This is a genomic window from Cytobacillus sp. FSL K6-0265, assembly GCF_038003465.1.
In the GTDB taxonomy this organism is placed as follows: domain Bacteria; phylum Bacillota; class Bacilli; order Bacillales; family Cytobacillaceae; genus Cytobacillus; species Cytobacillus stercorigallinarum.
On record NZ_JBBOPE010000001.1, the window covers coordinates 2,847,489 to 2,869,408 of the forward strand.

At 35.7% G+C, this 21,920-nt stretch carries 20 protein-coding genes and 1 riboswitch; of the genes, 2 read left to right on the forward strand and 18 right to left on the reverse strand.

Annotated features, from left to right (window positions below):
- Nucleotides 1-51: 51 nt before the first annotated feature.
- The 4 genes from MHH73_RS14350 to MHH73_RS14365 are packed head-to-tail and all read right to left on the reverse strand — an operon-like array spanning nt 52 to nt 3,926.
- Nucleotides 52-792: a LysM peptidoglycan-binding domain-containing protein gene (locus tag MHH73_RS14350; RefSeq protein WP_341067681.1), complete on the reverse strand. Its 741-nt coding sequence runs from the start codon at nt 790-792 to the stop codon at nt 52-54.
- Complete coding sequence (locus MHH73_RS14355) at nt 789-1,379, reverse strand: CPBP family intramembrane glutamic endopeptidase (RefSeq protein WP_341067683.1); 591 nt, start codon at nt 1,377-1,379, stop codon at nt 789-791. The genes MHH73_RS14350 and MHH73_RS14355 overlap by 4 nt, the downstream gene beginning before the upstream one ends.
- Nucleotides 1,369-2,871 (reverse strand): RecQ family ATP-dependent DNA helicase, encoded by a 1,503-nt coding sequence (locus MHH73_RS14360; RefSeq protein WP_341067687.1) that lies wholly within the window; start codon nt 2,869-2,871, stop codon nt 1,369-1,371. Before MHH73_RS14360 ends, MHH73_RS14355 begins: the two co-directional genes overlap by 11 nt.
- Entirely contained in the window at nt 2,871-3,926 is a 1,056-nt protein-coding gene (locus MHH73_RS14365; protein WP_341067690.1) for a helix-turn-helix domain-containing protein, read from the reverse strand. Before MHH73_RS14365 ends, MHH73_RS14360 begins: the two co-directional genes overlap by 1 nt.
- Before the next feature lie 310 nt (nt 3,927-4,236).
- On the opposite strand from MHH73_RS14365, the gene MHH73_RS14370 reads away from it, so the two are divergent.
- On the forward strand, nt 4,237-4,485 hold the full coding sequence (locus MHH73_RS14370) for a ferredoxin (RefSeq protein ID WP_095372725.1): 249 nt from the start codon (nt 4,237-4,239) through the stop codon (nt 4,483-4,485).
- Nucleotides 4,486-4,766: 281 nt separating this feature from the next.
- Here MHH73_RS14370 and MHH73_RS14375 read toward each other — a convergent pair whose 3' ends face one another.
- Nucleotides 4,767-5,351: an ECF transporter S component gene (locus tag MHH73_RS14375; protein WP_191810803.1), complete on the reverse strand. Its 585-nt coding sequence runs from the start codon at nt 5,349-5,351 to the stop codon at nt 4,767-4,769.
- Between the two features lie 158 nt (nt 5,352-5,509).
- Nucleotides 5,510-5,676, reverse strand: a riboswitch (FMN riboswitch).
- 263 nt (nt 5,677-5,939) lie between these two features.
- Between MHH73_RS14375 and serA the strand changes: the two genes are divergently transcribed.
- Entirely contained in the window at nt 5,940-7,514 is a 1,575-nt protein-coding gene (serA, locus tag MHH73_RS14380; protein WP_191810801.1) for a phosphoglycerate dehydrogenase, read from the forward strand.
- Between the two features lie 131 nt (nt 7,515-7,645).
- Here serA and MHH73_RS14385 read toward each other — a convergent pair whose 3' ends face one another.
- The 13 genes from MHH73_RS14385 to MHH73_RS14445 form a co-directional block, all read right to left on the reverse strand.
- On the reverse strand, nt 7,646-8,458 hold the full coding sequence (locus tag MHH73_RS14385) for a histidinol-phosphatase (protein WP_341067694.1): 813 nt from the start codon (nt 8,456-8,458) through the stop codon (nt 7,646-7,648).
- Between the two features lie 179 nt (nt 8,459-8,637).
- Nucleotides 8,638-9,285 (reverse strand): peptidoglycan DD-metalloendopeptidase family protein, encoded by a 648-nt coding sequence (locus MHH73_RS14390; RefSeq protein ID WP_445662547.1) that lies wholly within the window; start codon nt 9,283-9,285, stop codon nt 8,638-8,640.
- 267 nt (nt 9,286-9,552) lie between these two features.
- On the reverse strand, nt 9,553-10,866 hold the full coding sequence (locus tag MHH73_RS14395; RefSeq protein ID WP_341067700.1) for a hypothetical protein: 1,314 nt from the start codon (nt 10,864-10,866) through the stop codon (nt 9,553-9,555).
- Entirely contained in the window at nt 10,841-11,392 is a 552-nt protein-coding gene (gene sigX, locus MHH73_RS14400; RefSeq protein WP_095372719.1) for an RNA polymerase sigma factor SigX, read from the reverse strand. Before sigX ends, MHH73_RS14395 begins: the two co-directional genes overlap by 26 nt.
- 402 nt (nt 11,393-11,794) lie before the next feature.
- Complete coding sequence (locus MHH73_RS14405; protein WP_191810794.1) at nt 11,795-13,570, reverse strand: ATP-binding protein; 1,776 nt, start codon at nt 13,568-13,570, stop codon at nt 11,795-11,797.
- Entirely contained in the window at nt 13,567-14,283 is a 717-nt protein-coding gene (locus tag MHH73_RS14410; RefSeq protein ID WP_191810792.1) for a response regulator transcription factor, read from the reverse strand. Before MHH73_RS14410 ends, MHH73_RS14405 begins: the two co-directional genes overlap by 4 nt.
- A gap of 121 nt (nt 14,284-14,404) precedes the next feature.
- Nucleotides 14,405-15,592 carry a c-type cytochrome biogenesis protein CcsB gene (gene ccsB, locus MHH73_RS14415; protein ID WP_341067704.1) on the reverse strand — a complete coding sequence of 396 codons (1,188 nt, stop codon included), beginning with the start codon at nt 15,590-15,592 and terminating at the stop codon, nt 14,405-14,407.
- A 2-nt stretch (nt 15,593-15,594) separates the two neighbouring features.
- On the reverse strand, nt 15,595-17,238 hold the full coding sequence (resB, locus tag MHH73_RS14420) for a cytochrome c biogenesis protein ResB (protein ID WP_191810788.1): 1,644 nt from the start codon (nt 17,236-17,238) through the stop codon (nt 15,595-15,597).
- Between the two features lie 19 nt (nt 17,239-17,257).
- Nucleotides 17,258-17,782, reverse strand: a complete 525-nt coding sequence (gene resA / locus MHH73_RS14425; protein WP_191810786.1) for a thiol-disulfide oxidoreductase ResA — start codon at nt 17,780-17,782, stop codon at nt 17,258-17,260.
- A gap of 134 nt (nt 17,783-17,916) precedes the next feature.
- Entirely contained in the window at nt 17,917-18,648 is a 732-nt protein-coding gene (rluB, locus tag MHH73_RS14430) for a 23S rRNA pseudouridine(2605) synthase RluB (RefSeq protein ID WP_191810784.1), read from the reverse strand.
- 851 nt (nt 18,649-19,499) lie between these two features.
- The gene (locus tag MHH73_RS14435) at nt 19,500-20,030 is read right to left on the reverse strand and encodes a spore maturation protein (protein ID WP_191810782.1); all 531 of its coding nucleotides are present in this window, start codon (nt 20,028-20,030) and stop codon (nt 19,500-19,502) included.
- Nucleotides 20,031-20,035: 5 nt separating this feature from the next.
- Entirely contained in the window at nt 20,036-20,623 is a 588-nt protein-coding gene (locus MHH73_RS14440; protein WP_191810780.1) for a nucleoside recognition domain-containing protein, read from the reverse strand.
- Nucleotides 20,616-21,758: a D-alanyl-D-alanine carboxypeptidase family protein gene (locus MHH73_RS14445; RefSeq protein ID WP_341067711.1), complete on the reverse strand. Its 1,143-nt coding sequence runs from the start codon at nt 21,756-21,758 to the stop codon at nt 20,616-20,618. Before MHH73_RS14445 ends, MHH73_RS14440 begins: the two co-directional genes overlap by 8 nt.
- Between the last annotated feature and the right edge of the window lie 162 nt (nt 21,759-21,920).

A 21,920-nucleotide genomic window follows, 5' to 3' on the forward strand; every position in this document is an offset into this window, starting at 1 on the left:
AGTCATAGCTATGCTTGCCCACAGTATATGATTGGAGGAGTGGATTCATGACTAGTCGAGTGGAATCTTTAATACTTGGCCAACGTATATTTCTTCAGATGGTAAATTATTAGCAGCCTTAATTTTAGCAATCCCATCTGGTGACTTATAATAGTTCATGGCGATTCTATACATTGTTTCTTGTGATTGAACCGTATGCTGCACAACTTTTGTTGCTTGTTTTTTTTCTTCCTCTTCTTTCGCCTTTTGTTCCGCTAATGCCTTCTCTTTTTGTTCAGCTTCTTCCCGTGCTTTTTTTTCTGCCTTTTCCTTTTCTTTTTGCGCTGCTTCTTCTTTCGCTTTCTTTTCGGCTTCTTCTTGTTTTTTACGTTCTTCCTCTTCTTGTTTCTTCCTTTCTGCTTCTTCTTGTTCTTTCAATTTTGCTTCTTCAGCTTCGTTCTCCTTTTCTTGATCTTCTTTATCATCAGGGACGGCTGCAACCTCTTGTGATGAACCGTTATTATTGTTATTTGATATTCCGACAGTTTCAAAATCCTCTTTTTCAGCTGATGTTGAAGACTGTTCAGCTAGCATAGGAACAAGATAATAAACAGACAAAGCCACTATTGGAACCATAATAAAAAATGCAGCAAGTAAACGAATCAGTGGGTAGTCTAATTTTTTTTCAAATGTTTGTTTTTCTTCTCTTGTACTGCTGATTTCCGCCATCACCAACTCATCATTTAAGTTGGCTTTTTGTAATCTTTGGCGATCTCTCTTTGCCTTCTCCCGATACGATGCCTCTTTATTCATCTATCTTCCCTTCCTGCTCTTTGACTTTTATAGATATATAACCCCAATAAACAATCAATAATAAAGTGCATGATAATTGTCGCTAACAAATTACCTGTTATTTCATATATCCAACCAATGAAGAAACTCAATAAAACGACATTTATAAATAAGAACCATTGAAATAAATAACGATAATGAACAAGAGCAAATATCACACTAGTCATTATCAATCCAAAATGAGTTTGCAGCACACCTCTAAATAACACTTCCTCACTAAAGGCAATTATTAATGTAATCACTATGATTTGGACTGGTGATAGTGAGCTGAATATCCTTTTATTTACCCCGCCATCATTATAATAGGAAGGAGGGAGCGTTCTCATCCCAATTATATCAAGAATTACAATGATTAATCCTGATAATAGACCAATCATAATAGATGGTCCATCCCATTGAAATAGCGCAAAAAAAGAGTGCCAAGAATGAAAAAGAAATAGACCAATAACTAGTGCAATAAATAGCAATAATACTTGTGTTAAATATAAATGAAATCTTAATTCTTTATCGGATAATAAACGGATGGTTTCTTCATACTTACTCTTCATTTTTCGAAGTCTCACTTAATAAAATTTCTTGCAAAATCTCTTCCCAATTTTCATATTCAGGCATTGTTTCACGCTTTTCAGCTTGCAAATTAGGATAGTTGCTACCATTACAATGATCGCAGCATTCTACTATATTTATTGTCGGTTGTTCACCAAAATATTGTAAGATTTTTTCTCGTCTACATGTGGACATATGAATATATTGATAAACAGTATGAATGGCTTCAAATTTAAGCTGCAATTGTTTATTCATCATCTCCTTTAGTTCATCTAAGGAAGTCGCCTCCTTATGATGAAGGATAGCATTACGATGAAAATCCTTTAATAATCGCATAGATGTTTCACTAAGATTAGCAATTGCTATAATTTCCTCTTCATATTTTTCCAACTCCCACCACCTTAGGGAGTCTTCTAAAAAGAATTGGCGTAATTTTTCCATTTGGCTATCGTTAATTAGTTCGGTTTCTACCAACTGCCTTGGTAGCTGCTCATCAAAAGGTGCATATAACAATAAAGCAAGACTAGCTTGGCCATCTCTCCCAGCTCTACCAAGTTCCTGTAAATACGATTCCATATTCATCGGCATATGAAAATGGATAACATAACGAATATTTTCTTTATTAATTCCCATACCAAATGCACTTGTTGCACATATCACATCTAGTTGGTTATGGATATATTGTTGCTGAATAAGTATTCTTTCTTCATGATTCAATCCACCATGATAAATGCTCACTCTTTTTATACCATTCTCTTTTAATGATTGGGCACAAATTTCAGCCGTTTTTTTACTAGAAAAATAAATAATACCTGGACCGTGTAATGCGCTAACCCTCTTAATTAACACATCTATTTTCTCTTGATAACTTCCGACTTTCTCAACATGTAAAGAGATATTTGGTCGGTCAACTGAATAAAGAATATCAATACTGTTTTGCATATTTAAAGATTGCTTAATATCTTGTTTCACCCTATCAGTTGCTGTAGCCGTTAACGCCAATATAGGCGGATTCCCTAAGTCTTCCATTACAGTGCCGATCGCTAAATAGTCCGGTCGAAAATCATGGCCCCATTGAGAAATACAATGCGCTTCATCGATAACAAGTAATGTAATATTAATCTCACTTAATCTCTCCATGAATAATTTTGATTGTAGCATTTCAGGTGAAGTAAAAATAAACTTATACTGGTGCAAGTTTTTAAGTGCAGACATTTTTTTTTGGTAATTTAAAAAAGAATTAAATGCAATTGCCCGTTTTTCCCCTATCAATAGTAATTGGTCTACTTGATCCTGCATTAAGGAGAGAAGTGGAGAAATAATTAAAGTTGCACCTGGAAGCATATATGTAGGAAGTTGATAACATAATGACTTCCCAGAACCAGTTGGAAGCATGGCTAACGTATGCTTACCAGCCAATACCGCTTTTATTGTTTCTTCTTGTCCATCTCTAAAAGACGTATAACCAAATTTTTCTCTCAGTAAATGTTTCATCATACGCTCACCGCACTTTTATGTTTAGCTAGTACAAGCCGTATCTGAAAATAGCTTGCTTCGGGAACGGATTGACGGATATATTTTAACTGTTTTATTCCATTTGTTGAAGTTTTCATAATGTTTCTTTGCACTTCTGGTGGGACATATATATCTATATCAAATGACGAATCAATGATGGCCAATTCCACAATATGGTCTTCAATTGTTCCTTGTTTTAATTTTCTTATTTTAATAATATCCTCAATATCGTATCCTTGATTTAAATAAATAGCTGTTTTTCTTGTTGATTGTGTTAGGTGTATCCACTCATTTTTCTCTTCTGTCTCTAATAATTGCTCGAGTAAAGGATAAGAAGTCTTATTTCCTTTTACTTCAGTTAAAATCATGTGAATCACATTTGTAAAATGTAAATGATAGGTTAACACTGACATTTGTAACTGTTCAGCTGCCTGATGTGCCGTTAAGCCAATTCGCTTACTTCCTGTTAACCTTAGTATAAGAATTAGAGGGTCTATTTTTTTATTCGTAAAAAGATGTTGTAACTCCTTAAACAATTGTGTTGCCAACTCATAGCGATTGAATCTATTTCTTTGAATAAAGTTTTTTATCCAATCAAGATGAGGTTTATTATTTTGAATTGGGAGATACCTCCCGTTATATGCGACTAGGTTAGAAATCACTTGAACCATAAGAGAAAGACGCTCCCAAAATAATTTGTCCATTCGATTATATGACCAGCCATTGAGATATATAGGGAGGATTGGTTCCGCATGCACTTGGATATATATATCCCCTTTTTCCGTTATTCGATAAGTCCCCTCATTGAGACAAGTAACATAATTCTCCTCAATAAGAAAATCTAATATTTGGTTAAATTCCTCTCTTGTCAAATGGGGTAATACATGAAAGTATTGCTTCAAGTGAAATAAATGAGCATCTTGTATTGTTTGAGATGACTTTTTGCCATTAAGCAAATGTAAAATGGCATAAGCCGTTCTCTGATTCTCAATTGATTTTAGACAAAATAAGACCAATTTCTGAATAACACTCACATTTCTCTCCCCTTTATTATGACTAATTAGTTTTTAGAATAGCATTTTCGTGATGAATTTGCAGATTTTTTCGACATTATTTTAATTTTTTTTGTTGAATTTTATTGTATCATGAAACCGTTATATACGTGATAATATCAGTCAATTTTTCCTCATGAACAACTTGAAAAGTCCCACCATAGACTATTCTAGATGGTAGATTTTTATTGAAATGTTTACAAGACAGATTTACAATAGAACATGTGGTAAGTGTTTCGGCAGATATTTTCGTGCTTTAACATGAAAAAGATTTTAAATAGGAGGTTATTCCATGGCGAAGTATACAATTGTTGACAAAGAAACATGTATTGCTTGTGGCGCATGTGGTGCGGCAGCTCCAGACATTTATGATTATGATGATGAGGGCATCGCATTTGTAACATTAGATGATAATGAAGGAATTGTAGAAATTCCTGATGTTCTTATAGAAGATATGATGGATGCATTTGAAGGCTGTCCAACAGACTCAATCAAAGTCGCAGACGATGCCTTTGATGGTGACCCGTTAAAATACGAATAGAACAAAAATCTAATTATCAAAACAAGAAAACGGACAAATCCTATTATTCACGGGTTTGTTCGTTTTTTAATGCGAATAAAGATCCTTCTTCTAAATGAAACCAGTGGGCTTTTCTATTCTTTAGCTAAAAGTTTAAATAATAGTGATCGAAAGTTGCCCATGAGTCTATTTGTGCTTTTCAAATGGTGAAACAATGGATAAGTAGCCATTCTATTTAAGCGGCATATGTTTATATATTAAAAGGCATCCAACTTTTCAAAGTTAGATGCCTCCTTTATAAATTAAGCAATCGTATTTAATGATCTTTGTTTATTAATCCAATTACCCATCTTAACAAATACAAGCATAAATACCGATGCCATTAAAATCCCTTTAATAAAGTTAAAAGGTAGAATAAACATGACTGCAGTTGAACGCATTTCTGGTCCTGACATTGCGGGCATATTTAAAAACATTGTATAGGCTGGTAAAAAGACGAAATAATTTAGCAAACTCATGGATACAGCCATTACACTTGTGCCAATTATTAACCCTATGGTCATGCCTTTTTTGGATTTCATCTTTGTATAAACATAATAGGTCGGCAAAATAAATAATAATCCTGCGACAAAGTTAGCAATATGACCAACAGGTACGCCAGTAGCGCTTCCAGTCATAAAATAATCCAACACATTTTTAAACAATTCGACCAGTATTCCCGCAATCGGACCAAATATTAATGCAGCCACTAAAGCAGGAATATCACTAAAGTCAATCATCAAAAAGTTCGGAAACGGTGGTAATGGAAAGTTTAACAACATAAGAATATACGCAATACTACTTAACATACCAATTGCAACAAAAGCTTTGACATTTAACTTCTTCAATTTTTCCTCTCTCCTTTTAGGCTATCTCTCCTATAGAAGAAAGTTCAGCAAATAAGCGTCTTTGCAAAATAAAACCCTCAAGTAAACTTGAGGGAGAATTGAACAAAGACATTCTTAATAAACGTTCGTGTAGTGCACACTTTGAACGTTAGCAGAACCTCCATCTTCTCCCATCCAGACTTTACTGTCGGCTTTGGATTCTCACCAAATCCTGCCCAATACAAACGCTTCATGCTAATTGCACTCCACTTTTAGGCTCGCGGGCTTAAAGTATTCAATACTTATCACCGCCGGTCGGGAATTTCACCCTGCCCCGAAGATAGACCATATTTATTTGACAACTTCATTATACTGAAAAACAATTCATTTGTGAAGCCTAAAATCGTACATATCTTGAATTAAAAACATTCCCTCCATTATGGACATCTGTCCTCAATAGATAAAAATTTTCTTCCCTCGAAGATCGTTTTATTTTATTACATTAAAGCGTTTCCATTTTAAACACAAACAATAAATCCAATTGACAGAATAATATTCGTCTTGTAAAATAATCAGATAATTAAGTAACCAACTTAGGAGGGTTCATACATGTATCAAATATTAGTGGCTGATGCCATTAGTGAAGAAGGCTTATACCCTTTACTTAACGACACAAATGCCGAAATTATTCAAAAGAAAACCGACGATCCAGAAGTTGATTTATCAACTATTAAGGCTTTGTTAGTACGTAGTGCTACAAAAGTAACGGATGAATTAATGGCGGAGATGCCTAACTTAAAGATCATTGCAAGAGCAGGTGTGGGTGTAGATAATATTGATGTCCCGGCAGCAACTAAAAGAGGTATTATCGTCATTAATGCACCAGACGGAAACACAATTTCTACGGCAGAGCATACTTTTGCTATGATGGCCTCCCTTATGAGAAATATCCCTCAAGCGCATAGCTCAGTTAAAAATTTGGAATGGAAAAGAAATCAGTATGTAGGTACTGAACTATTCGGTAAAAACCTTGGGATTGTTGGTATGGGAAGAATCGGGAGTGAAATTGCCAAGCGAGCAAAAGTATTTGGTATGAGTGTGTTAGTATTTGATCCCTTTTTAACGAAAGAACGTGCAGCAAAACTTGGTGTAGAATCTACTACATTAGATGAAATACTGCAAAGATCGGATATCATTACGGTTCATACTCCACTTACACCAGAAACAAAAGGGATTATTAATGAAGAGGCATTGAAAAAAACAAAAAAAGGCGTTCGCTTACTCAATTGTGCACGTGGTGGTATCATTGACGAGCAAGATTTAGCTAAATACGTGGCTAATGGACATGTTGGGGGAGTTGCACTAGACGTATTTGAAACCGAACCTCCTGGTGAACATCCACTTTTAAAATATGATAATGTAATTGTAACTCCACATTTAGGTGCATCAACAAAAGAAGCACAATTAAATGTAGCAACACAAGTTGCTCAAGAAGTACGGACATACTTTGAAGGAAATCCAGTATCTAATTCGATTAACTTACCAGCGATTTCCAAAGACATCTATGAAAAAATACAACCGTTTTACCAAATTTCTAAACAAATCGGAAATATTTTAACTCAATGTGTTAAAGAAGGGGTACATGAACTCTCTATTACTTACTCTGGTTCAGTGACAGAATTAGAGACTGCATATTTAACAAAAGCGATGCTGTCTGGCTTCTTCAAAGGAAGAATAGATGTTAACGTGAATGAAGTAAACGCATTACTCACTGCAAAAGAGCGTGGTATCACTGTTGGTGAAAAGATTTCTACAGAAGCATTTGGCTATGACAACTGTATCTCAGTCACAGCAAAAGGCGAAGAAAATGCATTTACAGTTAGAGGTACCTTTATTGATCATTATGGACCTAGAATTGTCTATTTGAACGGCTTTAATATCGACTTCTTACCAGAGGGCAATCTTCTTTATATTCAACATATGGACAGACCTGGTGTTATTGGCCACGTAGGTCAAGTACTTGGAGATCACCATATTAATATTGCAACAATGCAAGTGGGTCGTAAACAAGCAGGTGGCGAAGCAATTATGGTTCTAGCTTTTGACAAACCATTAAGTGAAAATGAGCTTTCCTTATTGAATAACTTAGATGAGATTGTTTCTATTAATCCTATTATCTTATAATTCCTTCATGTAAGAGTGGTCTTTATTCGACCACTCTTTTTTATTTTTAGATTAACCAAAATCAATAAAAAATGAACAGATTCAATTAGAACCTGTTCATTTTTTATTTGATAACTATTTATCATTATACCCTAGCCTAACGGATATTCTTTACGTTCACCTTTTGAAAAAGTCATGATGGATGAATAACCAATTTCTTTTGCTAATGCAAGCGATTGATCAAAGTCTGCACCAACATGCTCGGGAAAATGAGCATCAGATGATAGAACGATTGGTATATTCTTCTCATAACATTTTCGTAATAATCTTGGATCTGGATAAAGCTCACCTACAGGTTTTCTTAAACCAGCACTGCTTATTTCCACACATGTTTTTGATTGTGCTAAAGCATCAGTTGCTCTTTCGTATTGTTCTAAGAGAAACGCTTCATCTTGTGGAACATATTTAAAAATCTTCACTAAGTCAATATGGCCAACAATATCAAATAGATTAGATTGAGCCAAAGTGACTATCTGATCATAATATTTACGATATACATCGTATAGGTCGCGTCGTTCCCATTCCTTTTTGTATTCAGCTAAATCGATGCCAAAGTCACCTACCCAATGGACAGAGCCAATCACATAATCAAAATCATAAGATTGAATGAATTTCTCCATTTCCTTATGCTTTCCAGGTGTATAATCCATTTCAATAGACATCTTGACATCTATTCCTTTATCCCATGCTTGATGAAATAATGACACATAATCCTTCATATCATAATATCGTCTTTCATTCACCCATTTATTTTGCAGAATATCTGCCGTTTGATAAAAGTGATAAGCATGTTCAGAAATACCGAATGAACCAATATTTTTACTATTAGCAGCGTTTGTAAATTGTTCTAAATAGTCTAATGTAAGTGTACCGTTCTCTAAATGATTATGATAATCCGTTAACATTTTGCCTGCCTCCTCAATTGTATGTAACAATTATACGCCTTAAAAGAGGCATGGACAATGAGATTTAGACATTTTTTTGAATAATCAAACCTTAATTCGTTTTGATTGAAAAATAAAATACAATCATGTTAATTTTTTCATATTAAATGTACCTTTGCTTAGATGCATTACTTTTTAGTTTAAGGCATCTTTAATATTTGGTAAGGATATATGTTTTCCGTTCGCAAACCATTCTTATTAATCAATTCTGTTACCGACACATTATATCTTTCACTAATCGACCATAACGTATCTCCTGATTTCACTTCATATGTATCCATATTAGTCCCATTCATTTTTCCTGAAACAACCAGGGTATCCTCATCATGATTCAATACTAAAAAAGGATCAAGCGCATTCTCCTTTGAAAAGGTCCACTCGTTTGCGTGAACTTCAAAATGCAAATGAACACCAGAGGAATCACCAGTATTCCCCATTTCTCCTACTGAATCACCTGCTGAAATCACATCACCTTCAAATACTAAACGCTTTTTCAAATGAGCATAAATGGTTTCTGTATCGTTATCATGCTGTATAAACACAACATTACCATATGTATCAGAGAAATATGATCTCGTAACTACCCCACTATCAACTGAATGAATGGGTGTACCTATCTCAGCAGCAATATCAATCCCTTTATGATGTCCTCCCCTAGTTCCATATGTATCTGTGATGACCCCTTCTACTGGCCATACCCAATTTTTTGTTTTTTCTGGCCAAGAGTCTGCCCAAGCTTTATTTTCACCACTGAACAATAAACAAAGAATACATAGACTTCCGAACATAAATAAACGGCTTACTTTATACTTCAAAACTTGTGCCTCCTAAAGCGATTATATACTATAGACAAATTAATTATTTCTATGATAAACGACAAATCCTACCAAAAAACACATCCATTACTATGTACGAGTTTTTAAAAAATATGTATACAAAAAATAAATTTTACTTTTTTATTTGGCACTTTTATCAATATAATCTTTGTTAAAGACACAAAAAAAGTTGGTAATAATAGACTTTACTAGTCATAATTACCAACTTTTTGTTCTTTATTATGGCAAATCCCTTTTATTAGGTGCTACTGGCACTTGAATTTCTTTTTCTAAATCAAACCGACCAATTTGATCAATTTCGGTATTTTCCAACTTAACCTCATTATATTCAAATTCCTTGGCCGTTAATAGAATTGCTTCAATCGTATATAAAGTTTCCTCATCATTCTTAATATCAGCATCATCTTCAAAAGTGATTAATAATTGTTCATCGGACACGACTTCCGTTTCAAAGTCAATGTCATCAGGTATAGAAGCTTTCAAGTTATATGTTTCAATACCTGTTTTCATCGCTGCAAACGCATCTGTCACCGAGTTTATTTTTTTTCTAAACGGAACAAGGAAAGGCGTTGTCCACTCTTCATTAGGATAGTAAAAATAGTAGGCAGATTTATTAGGCGTATCTACTTGATTTATTTCTTCTGTAAAGCCTTCATTTCCCATCTCTACCCCTTGTTCACCATCTGTTAATAAATCGATCTTTTTTATATTAAAATCAGCCATCATATCCGTTAATATTTCTTTAATTGTTTCTGATTGACTGCTTGTAGTAATGTTTGTTGCAGCATGAAAATCAACTGTAAGCACTTGATTTGAAGAATCATAATGAAAGTCCGCATCAAATGGGTTTAGCTCCCCTAATCCCCATTCCGCTTCTTTTAATTCTGACATATAATTAATGAATAATTCCATTTTAGACAGTTCTGCTTCTTTATTTACCATCACACTAATGGGGATAAAATTTTGAACATTATGATCTGGTATAGAATATGTTAAAACTTCCTCTTGACCTTTAATATCTTCCGCATAGACTGCAGTTGGTTCAATCACTGGTTGTTCATTACCATCATCGGCATCTCCTGCCTGTTCATTTTGAGCATAAATATCCCCTGTCTGGTCGATATCTCCTTTTGGCGTTCCTTCTTCATTCTCTACCTTATCTTCCGTATTTCCTTGCGTAGGATTACTCTCATCATTTGTGATCTCATCATTTGTAATCTCATCATTTGTGATTTCATCGTTTGCTTCCTTTGGTTGAGTGGCATTCGATGCGACTTGGTTCTCTTGCTCGCTATTATCTACATCACTTCCGGCTGAATCTTGAAAGTTAATCATGGTCGGAACGAGAATACATAATAATAAAACTGCAACTGCTGAAGCTACAGAGGGGGTTAGCCACCTTTTTCTTTTCTTCTGCTCTTTATATATCATCATTTGTTGATACATATCTTGCTTACTTATGTGGTTGGTGATTTTAGGAAGTTGTTTCAATAGTTCTTCGATGTGATCATCTTTCCAATCTTGTTTTTTCACTATTTAACCCCTCCTTTTCCCACATGTCAGACATGTTTTTCTTCAGAGCCTTTAATGCTCTATGTTGCGTAGTTTTCACTTTACTTTCCGTCCAACCTAACGTTGCTGCCGTCTCAGCAATGGATAATTCTTGAATATATCTCATTATAATAACCGTTCGTTGATCGACTGAACACTTCTCCATGCACCGATAAATCATTTGGATTTCCTGGCTTTGCATAACAACTTCTTCTGGCATAGGGTGTTCATCTTTAATCTGTTGCTTTGACCAATCAAACTTTTCAATTATTTTTTGTTTCCAGCCTTTTTGTTTTCTAAATGAATCAATTGCCACATTCCTTGCAATAGAGAATAACCACGTTTTTTCACTACTCTTGCCTTCGAATTTATCATATGATTTCAAAACTCTTATATATACTTCTTGCATAAGATCTTCTGCCAGCTCTCGATCTCTCACCATATAAAATAGGAATTGAAATACATCCTGATGGTATTTTGTATATAATTCATCGAAAACGGAGTCCAATAACTTCCCCTCCCCGTTCATAAATAATAGTCGTTATTAGAATTAAAAAAGTTACACTCTAACTATAGTATTAATGAAATTAAAATGGAAGGATTTCTTTAGGAAATCTCTACTTGCTCATTTCGCTTCCTGTTACCTTTTAGTAACAAGCTGTTTTCGGACACAAGTTGGTTGCATTCTGTCTGAATCATCGGAAAATACAATGTTATTCATATGTCGTTTTGACAGTAGCTATCTTTTCCTTAGTGTTAAATTTGGCCATAGAAAAACTGCACCTCCAGTTGTTAGATTATGTCTAACAACTGGGGTGCAGTTCAAGAATGTTCGTTTACGAATTACTATATTTTTTTATGTGTGGAATGTTCCTTATGAATCAAGAGAATTCGTCAAGAACAGTGCTAATCATTCATGACTTTTCGGAAGAAAGATGGAAAATGTCGTACCATGTCCAATTTTACTCTGAACAGTGATTTGACCCTTATGTGTATCGACAATATTCTTGGCAATTGCAAGGCCCAGTCCTGTTCCAGATCTTCCTCTTGTTCGTGCTTTATCTGCTTTATAAAACCTTTCAAATACAAATGGTAAATCTTCTTCTGGAATTCCAGACCCAGAATCAACAACCTCTATCATTAGCCCTTTTTCGTTACTATGTTGAACGACCGTGACTTGTCCACCTTCAGGAGTATGTCTAATCGCATTATCTATCAAATTGGTCAACACTTGCTCCATACGATCAGGATCAAAGCTTGCCCACACCCCTTTATCTTCCAATGACTCAGACAATGTAATTTTCTTTTCAGCCGCCAGTCTTTGAAACTTTCGGGTGACTTTTAGGATAAAGGCTTTTACTTCTACAGCTTCACGAATAAGCTGAATATGGCCTGCTTCCATTCTTGCGATATCTAATAGTTCATTCACAAGTCTACTCATTCTTAACGATTCATCATAAATAACTTTAGCCATTTCTTTCTTCTCATCCTCAGTACCAGCGATGTCATCGACAATGGCTTCACTATATCCTTGCATTAAAGCAATGGGTGTACGTAGTTCATGAGAAACGTTCGCAATAAAATCTTTGCGTAATTTATCAAGTTGGCGTTCCTCTGTCATATCACGGATCACTGCAACTGCACCGCGAATATAGGTTTCATTATATAAAGGGCTAATAATCATTACCCAAGTTCGCCCTTGAATCGTCACTTCACCTATACTTTCACTTTCTGTATTTACAGCTGTTTGGAACAACTCCATTACATAAGCAGGTACACTATTCGTGAGTCCATCTTCACGTTCATAGGACCAATTCCGCAAAAAACGATCCGCAGGTGGATTGGTTATGACAATCTCACCATCTTTACTAAAGGTGAATACACCGTCTGCCATACTGCTTAAAATGCTAGAGAGTTGTTCTTTCTCTTGACTTAGGGCATCAATATTATATTTCAACTGCCGACCCATTCGATTAAAGGTAATCGCTAAATCACCTATTTCATCTTTAGAAAGATAAGGTACTTTCGTATCGAAATTCCCTCGTGATGCTGCTGTTACAGCTTCTTTCATTTTTCTAAGCGGGGCAGTAATCCTCGTTGACAAGAAGAAAGCAAAAATAGTTGTTAAAATAATCGCTACTCCTGCAGCTAACAAAGTAAACTTTGTCGTTGACTCTGTTGTTTCTTGCATAACCTCTAAAGATTGATATATAAATACTGCACCATCATTTTCATTTGAAGGCGGAAGTGGTACCCCACTAATCAGTATATCAGGATTATCTATATTACCTTCTGCACCATTCGTTAAATAAGATGACACCTTAGTCACTGATTCATTTTTTGTAAAAACAGCTTTTAAATCTGGGTCTCCATGTAAATAGGAAAGTGGCAACTCAAATGTTTGACTTTCATTAGGAGAATAGTACACTTGATCATCAGCAATAATGATTACTTTTGTCACTTCATCTACTAACTCCCAAGCAATTTCTAGCCCTATTTCACGATCATGTTTCTCCAAGATCATTGCTATTTTATTAGCAGTCGCCTTCAATCCCTTTTCTGTTTGGTCAATATGATAATTCTCAAAGAATTGCAGCAACATAATCGTTAAAATAAATAAGACAAACGAGACCAGTATAAGAAAGGTTGCCCATAGTTTTCCTACAACACTATGCCATAACCTCATTCATTTACAACCTCAAACTTATAACCCACTCCCCAAACAGTAACAATCATTCTAGCAGCTTGCTCTGATACTTTGTTTAATTTTTCCCTCAATCTTTTTACATGTGTGTCTACTGTACGCAAGTCACCAAAGAACTCATAATGCCATACTTCTTTTAATAACTGTTCACGATCAAACACTTTATCTGGGGCTTTAGCTAGAAAATAAAGCAACTCATATTCTTTAGGCGTTAAGCTTACTTCTTTACCATCCGCTAATACACGGTGAGCATCATTATCTATGGTTAAATAAGGAAAAACAATGATATCTTTGGCCGTTGTTTCTGGTGGTACGTAAGAAGATTTAGACGATCTTCTTAGCAATGCCTTTACTCTTAATACCACTTCCCTAGGACTGAATGGCTTGACGATATAATCATCTGTACCTACTTCAAATCCTTGGACGCGATTTACTTCCTCTCCTTTTGCCGTTAACATAATGATTGGGGTAGTTTTAATTTCTCTTATTTCTTTACAAACTTCTATCCCATCTTTCCCCGGCATCATTAGATCTAAAAGAATGACATCATATTCATTTGTTAAAGCTTTTTCTAAGGCCTCATCACCATCTTCTGCTTCTTCAATAACATAGTCTTCTCTCTCTAAATACATTTTTAATAATCGGCGAATTCTCTCTTCATCGTCTACAACTAACACTTTTACTTCATTATCCATTTATAGCACTCCTTTAGAATGAAGATTATTTTCATAGAAAAAAGCCTTCACTTCACTACATGTGAAGTGAAGGCATAAATCTAGCACTACCTTAATGCTCATTTCTATTTTAGCAAAATTTTCACGATCCTGCATAGGAATGCAACCCGGCAATAACTAGGTTAACCACAATTAAGTTAAACATGATAATAATAAATCCAATTACACCGAGCCAAGCAGATTTTTTACCATGCCAACCTTTTGATAATCTGAGGTGAAGGTATGCTGCATAGAATAACCAAGTAATTAATGCCCACACTTCTTTAGGGTCCCAGCCCCAAAATCGCGACCAAGCAATCTGGGCCCATATCATGGCAAAAATTAACGCTCCTAATGTAAACACTGGAAAGCCAATAAGAACAGATCGATAACCAACTTCATCGACTAAATCTAAATTTACTCTCTTTGTTAGCGGCTGTAAGGCTAACGTTATCCGTTTTCTAGCAATTAACCTAAATAGTAGATAAATAATCGTCCCTGTAAACAATGACCATAAAACAGTATTTAACTTTTGGGCATTAATGATCCCAGGAGTCTCCACCAAAGGACTAAATTTATCTGGTGTTAAATGTTCACCTTCATGTGGTCCAACGAGAGCAGGCAAGTGATATTCTAACGTTTCTTCTACATTATTATTATCAATCCAATGAAACTCTGACTTGTAGCCTGTTGCCCCAAATACGGAAGAAATGATAATGAAGCCGAGTGTACAAACAACCCCAAAAAGAACAACTTCTAACCATATTGCCTCTTTTGTTTTTTTCGAATGATCCACTGCTTTAATTAAATAGATTAAGCCAGCAACAAAGCTAATCGCTAAAATCGCTTGTCCTAACGCCGCTGTTGTTACATGGATATGTAGCCAATTACTTTGAAGAGAAGGAACCAGTGGTGTGATGTCCCTTGGAAACATGGCAGCATAACCAATAAGGAGAAGTGCCACTGGTAAAGTAAATAACCCAAGGGCAGGAAGCTTATAAACAAAATAAATGACAATAAACGCTCCAACTAAACACATGCCAAAGAATGTTGTAAACTCAAATAAATTACTTACAGGTGCATGTCCCGCTGCTACCCATCTTGTAATAAAATAGCCTAATTGACATATAAATCCAGCAATCGCAAACGCAACACCTATTTTCGCCCACTTATTTGGTCCATGATCTTTTTCTCTTGCTTTCTTGTCCTTAATCGAACCGGCAAAAAAAGCCGTGCCTACTAAATAGAGCAAAAAGGCGATAAATAATAAATTTCCACTTAATGCAACCATTATTACTCCTCCTTACCCTTCTTATTTGTTGTTTCATCTGATTGGTCAATCGGTTCTTGAATACCACTACCATCAAATACATGGGTTATCTCTCGTTTAAGTCCGTGCCAGTTTTTATTCGTATGGCCCGCAACTAAAACTTGGTCTCCTAATCTTCTAATCCATATTCTGCGATGATTCCAGTACGCACCTTGCACGACACCAATCATGAAGATGAGACCACCTATAGCAAGAATAGGGAGTGTTAAATCTTTTCTTACGGTTAAAGCACTAACATTTTGCGTGTCTACTCCTTTGAAGGCCATCTTTAAGTCATTATCACCATATGGTTCAATCGTTTGTTGAATAGCAACGAAACTAACTTCTCCATCTGGATGTTCAGGTGAGAACATTTTAAAGATAAACGCAGGGTTGTTCGGCACGCGTGATTTTGTCACTGGCTCCGAATTTTCATCAAATTCAAAATCAGGGAAATAGCTCATTAGCTCAACACTGTATCCATTTTCAAATGTGTATTCATCTTGTGGGTTATGTAAGTCAATCGTCATTTGACCAAATTCTTCATTCGTCTCTTTATTCGTCAAAGCAAACGACATTTCGCTTAGCTCACCTAGCTTATAGCTTTGTTGATAAAGAGCAAACTGTTCAAACTTTAAAGGTTCATTCACCCTTAATTCGTAGTCTTCTACCTTTTCTAGCTCTGGGTCTTGTCCTGCAATTGTTTCTCCAGATTCTTTGTAAAGGCTCACATTTGTTTGAAAGTTCTTCGCAACTGTACCATTGTTTTCGATCGCTGTTGTAAACGCTTCACTTTCTTTATCTTTTTCATAAGTTTCTAAAATAAATTCATGATTTTCCAGATAATATTCACCTTTTGTTTCTGGAATAACAACTGTTTCACCTTCACGAATCCATAGCAATTCGTCCACATACATTCCCGGCACAAACCGCAACATGCCACCGATTAAAAAAATGATCAACCCAATATGGTTTATATAAGGGCCCCATCTTGAAAATCGGTTTTTCTCGGCAAGTATACTTCCATTCTCTTCTCTTATGTTGTAGCGTTTTTCCTTTAGTTTCTCCTTGATTTTCTCAAATGAATCCTCTTCAATAGAAGCTAAGGTTGTGGCACTATATAATCTTTGCCGTCTTAAAAACCCTTCATGCCGATCGACTCTTTGTTTTTTTAAGGCACGGTAAAGAGGTACGACACGATCGAGACTACATATAACAAGAGATACGCCAATTGAAGCAATTAGCAATAAATACCACCATGAGCTATAAAGGTTATGAAACCCTAGCGTATAATACACTTCCCCAGCAAACCCGTATTGATCTTCATAATAAACGGATGCATTTTCTGTAGGAGGTATGTACATTTCTTGTGGAAAAATGGTACCAATCGCTGAAGCGGCTAATGTAATAATGATTAAAGTTACCCCTACTTTAACAGAAGAAAAAAAGTTCCATATTTTATCGATGATTGTTTTGTTGTACGTTTGTGACCTTCTCGCACTGCCCTCATAACGCATATCAACAAGCTTTTTACTTTTCTCTTCTTCAACTAACACACGACCGCATGATTCACATAGGACTGTGCCATGAGGATTCACATGGCCACATTCACACTTTACTTGTTTCATCATAAAAACTCCCCAATAATTACGGTTTGATTTGCGTCATAAAATCTTTTACCATTGGTTCTGTCAAAGTCCCCGTATGATATTTCACGACTTCCCCTTCAGGATTAATGAGAAAAGTCGCTGGCAAAGGACCGATGCCATATGCTGCCTTTACATCTTCATTTTTATCAATGACTACCGGAAAAGTCATGCCATGTCTTTCAATAAACTTGTTCACCGCTAAATTCGATTCACTAATGTTTACAGCGATTGTTTGTACCCCTTGATTTTTAAATTGCTCGTATTGATTGTTGATAAATGGCATTTCTTTTTCGCAAGGCTTACACCAAGTACCCCAAAAGTTCAAAAAAACGCCTTGGCCTTTATAGTCTGATAGTTGATGCTCTTTTCCATCCATATCGACCAATACAAAATCAGGAGCTTCTTTACCTATTTGTACTTTATGCACATTTTCCTTATTAAAGTTTGCATATAGCGTGTAAGCAACGGCTGCAAATAGAATCACTAATATCGCTGTCCTCATAACGAGCCGTCGTTTTTTCATGAAAAATTCCTCCCAAAGTTAAGACACAAATTTTTAGCATTATTTTAACAATTTGGTATTTATTATATCACTAGTATGAAAACAGTCCTTGTAAACGGTGTGAAGGAAATGTGACAACTCTATGACTTTTTCATTTATTTACCTGTACTCTTTTTAGCTAATGCCCTAAATTGCTTTACTTCATGTGCAGTAAGTTCTCTTGCATCACCTGCTGACAGCCCGTTTAATTGAAGGAATCCATATCTTTCTCGTTTAAGCTTTTGCACTTGATGACCGACAGCCTCAAACATTCTTCTCACTTGACGGTTTCTGCCTTCGTGAATCGTTAATTCGATAATCGCTGTTTGTTTTTGCTTATCACTGCTAAGCACTTTTACACGTGCAGGAGCCGTTTTTCCATCTTCTAAGCGGACACCTCTTTGTAAATGATTTAAAGTTTCTCTAGAAGGAATGCCCTTTACTTTCGCTACATATACTTTTTCAATTTCATTTCTTGGGTGCATAAGCAAGTTCGCGAATTCACCATCATTCGTCAATAATAATAATCCTGATGTATCATAATCTAATCGACCCACTGGATAAATTCTTTGTTTCACATGTTCAAAGTAATCGGTTACCACTTTTCTACCTTTGTCATCCGCAACACTTGATAATACACCTCTTGGTTTATATAGAAGGAAATAAACCGGCTCTTCACCCTCAACCGGGATACCATCAACTTCGACTTTATCAGAAGGTGTCACTTTCACCCCTAATTCCTTTACAATCTTACCATTAACCTTTACACGGCCATCTACAATTAGTTGCTCCGCTTTTCTCCTAGATGCAACCCCTGCATGGGCTATGACTTTCTGTAATCTTTCCATTATCAGTCACCTCAAAATCTCTATTACTGTACTTATGAATTATGCCATAAGTTCAAGTTTTTTCAAAGGGCGCATTTTTTAACCAAATGGTACATGTTTAAACGAAGCATACAATAGTCATTCCCTTCTTTTTAAATTTGAACAGTTAGCAGGCAATGCTAACATAAAAGAAGCATAGTAGTAAGATTTCTAGAAAACAAAGGTTCTATCATTGGTAGACGTCCGAACTGGAGCACTCTCAACAAATTGTCTGGAAGTTATATTGATAAGGAAGGAAAATAAAAGGTAAAGGTAAAACAGATGATAGCAAGATAACCAACGCCAATCCCTGCTATCTTTAGCGAATTGTCGTAAGAAATCTGCGCATCTGGTGTCATGCATACACTTGTGGGCCGTCATATAAGTGAGTTACGCAAATTCTGGTTGCTCGTTCATCTAGTAGATTTCTCTGAAATTCGCTGCGCAAAGCTGGCCTGATTGTACATATGCGAAGATAATTGAATAACCGTCATGTGCACAGATTTCCCTTAATCCTTTCTAGTAAAGAAGTTGAGCCAAACATACTTCCTCTTATCTTTTAAACCTACTTAGAATGTGACTTCTTAAGGCAAAACAAAAAGCCAAACAAAATCATAAAGAATTTTGTTCGGCTACCTATAAGGCAAGTATTTTTCTTTAAAGGGTATAGCCAACCAAATGACACAAAACCCACTTTAATATATTTTTTGGGAATAAAATCCTGGTTTTAGGTACGCTAAGGGTTGTAACTAAAATTGATTTACAAGTAAATTCCACTGAACAACAGTTATGTAGCGTTTTAAAATTTTCACAGGTGGTACCCCGGAACTATTTTAGGCAAACATGATTAACACAATAAGGATGGCAGCAATAAAACCGGCTAAGTCTGCTAATAAACCTACTTTTAATGCATCACCCATTTTTTTAATACCAACTGCGCCAAAGTAAACGGTCAATACATAGAAAGTTGTATCTGTACTACCTTGTATAACAGAGGCCATTCGACCAATTAATGAATCCGGGCCATGTTCAGCAATTAAGTCCGTTGTCATTCCTAATGCGGCATTACCAGAAATCGGACGAATAATAGCTAGTGGGATGACATCTGCCGGAATACCAATGGCAACAAATACCGGTCGAATAAAATCAAGGAAAAATTCCAAAGCGCCTGAAGCTCTAAATATAGCAATCGCCACCATCATCCCTACTAAAAATGGAATAATGGAGATGGCAATTTTAATGCCATCCTTCCCACCTTCAACAAAGCTCTCATAAGTGGGCACTCTTTTAAATGTTGCATAAACTAATATAAAGCCTATAAGAACGGGGATAAACCAAAGAGAAATCAAAGATACTATTTCCATTTATCTCATCCTTTTCGTGATCTCCTATAATAAAAGTATCTATCAATCAAAATTGCAGAAATGGTCGAACAGATTGTCGCTATAAGGGTCGGACCAACAATATCAGTTGGACTAGCTGACCCGTAATTCATACGGATGGCGATAATCGTTGTTGGAATTAACGTAATACTAGATGTATTAATGGCAAGAAAAGTAATCATCGAACGACTTGCTTCTGTACTTTCTCCATTTAAAGCTTTTAGTTGTTCCATTGCTTTAATCCCTAGGGGTGTAGCAGCATTGCCTAACCCGAACAAATTAGCCATCATATTTGATAATATATAGCCCATTGCCGGATGATCTTTCGGCACTTCCGGAAAAAGTCTTGAAATAAATGGTTTAAATAGTTTAGCCAGCTTGTCTAGAAGGCCTGCATGTTCAGCTATTTTCATCATTCCTAGCCAAAAGACTAATATGCTGATTAAACCAATACATAATGTGACCGCTTCTTTTGCGCCTTTAAATATCGCTTCATTCACATCACTAATGGTTCCATTAATCATGGCAAAAACGATACCAATAATCGCTAACCCTGCCCAAATAACATTAATCATGTGGTTGCACTCCTAAAATACTTATAAATAAATTTTTAAAGTAATCTAGGAAGCTACCCTTTTCTGTTTTCGCTCCTTGCTGATTATAATAAATAGGCATCGTTTTAATTGACTCATCATTTAAGTAGATGACGGCTTTTCCGACAACTACTGGTACCTCTTCTCCACTTTTCCAACTTTCCTTTGGTTCAACAAAATTATATTTTACGCGAAACGCCTCTTTTTCCTTTTCGGTTACCGGATAGGAAAACGATGAACGGAGTGAAACCATGTTCTTATAAAAGGAATAGTCAACACCTTTAATCTTTCCTTCACTCACTACCTCAACTTGATCATATTGATCAAATGCACCTTCATACATGGCAATATGATCATTCCAATCATCTGGTCCATTTAACGTAACTGCAATGAGATCAAGATTATTCTTCGTCGCAGTCGTTACTAGCGTCCTTTTTGCTCTTTTTGTATAACCTGTCTTTCCACCTGTTGTATATTTATAAAGCTGTGTCAATAAACGGTTTTTATTGTTCCAACTATAATCCCTGTTTTCAGAGCGATAAGACTTCGTCCCTGCTATTTCTTGATATGTTTCATTTCTCATTGCATAACGAGTGAGTAATGCCATATCATACGCAGTTGAATAATGATTTTCATGGTCATCTAAACCATGTGGATTTTCAAAATGGGTATTAGTCATGCCAATCTCTTCTGCTTTTTGGTTCATTAAATAGACAAATCCATCCAAACTTCCACCTACATACTCTGCAATTGCGACCGCCGCATCATTACCCGAGCGAAGCATCAAACCATAAACTAAATCTTCTAATTTGATTTCTTCTCCAGGTTTTAAATAAATTGAAGACCCCTCTGCTTTCAAAATCGTATCGGTTACTTTTACTTTTTCTTCAAGCTTATTTGACTCAATCGCTAAAATCGCTGTCATAATTTTCGTTATACTAGCAATCCGATTTTGATCATTGGCTGCCTTATCATAAATGATTCTACCTGATTCCTGTTCGATTAATACTGCATTTCTCGCACTAACAGAGGGTTTCGCCTCTACTAGTTGTGGACTTAAACTAAGCAATAAGGTGAACATTATGAGAAAAGTGATTAGTTTTTTCCATTTCTTCATCGCACAAACCCCGTCTCATTTTATGGTTTGTACAATTCTATGCAGGACAAGTTTTGTTATGACAGATTCATGGCGATCGGTTCATAAATTAGGTAGTCTGAATTTTATCAACCGTTCATCGAAAGGAGTTGAACTATACATTCAAATTGGGGTAAGGATACG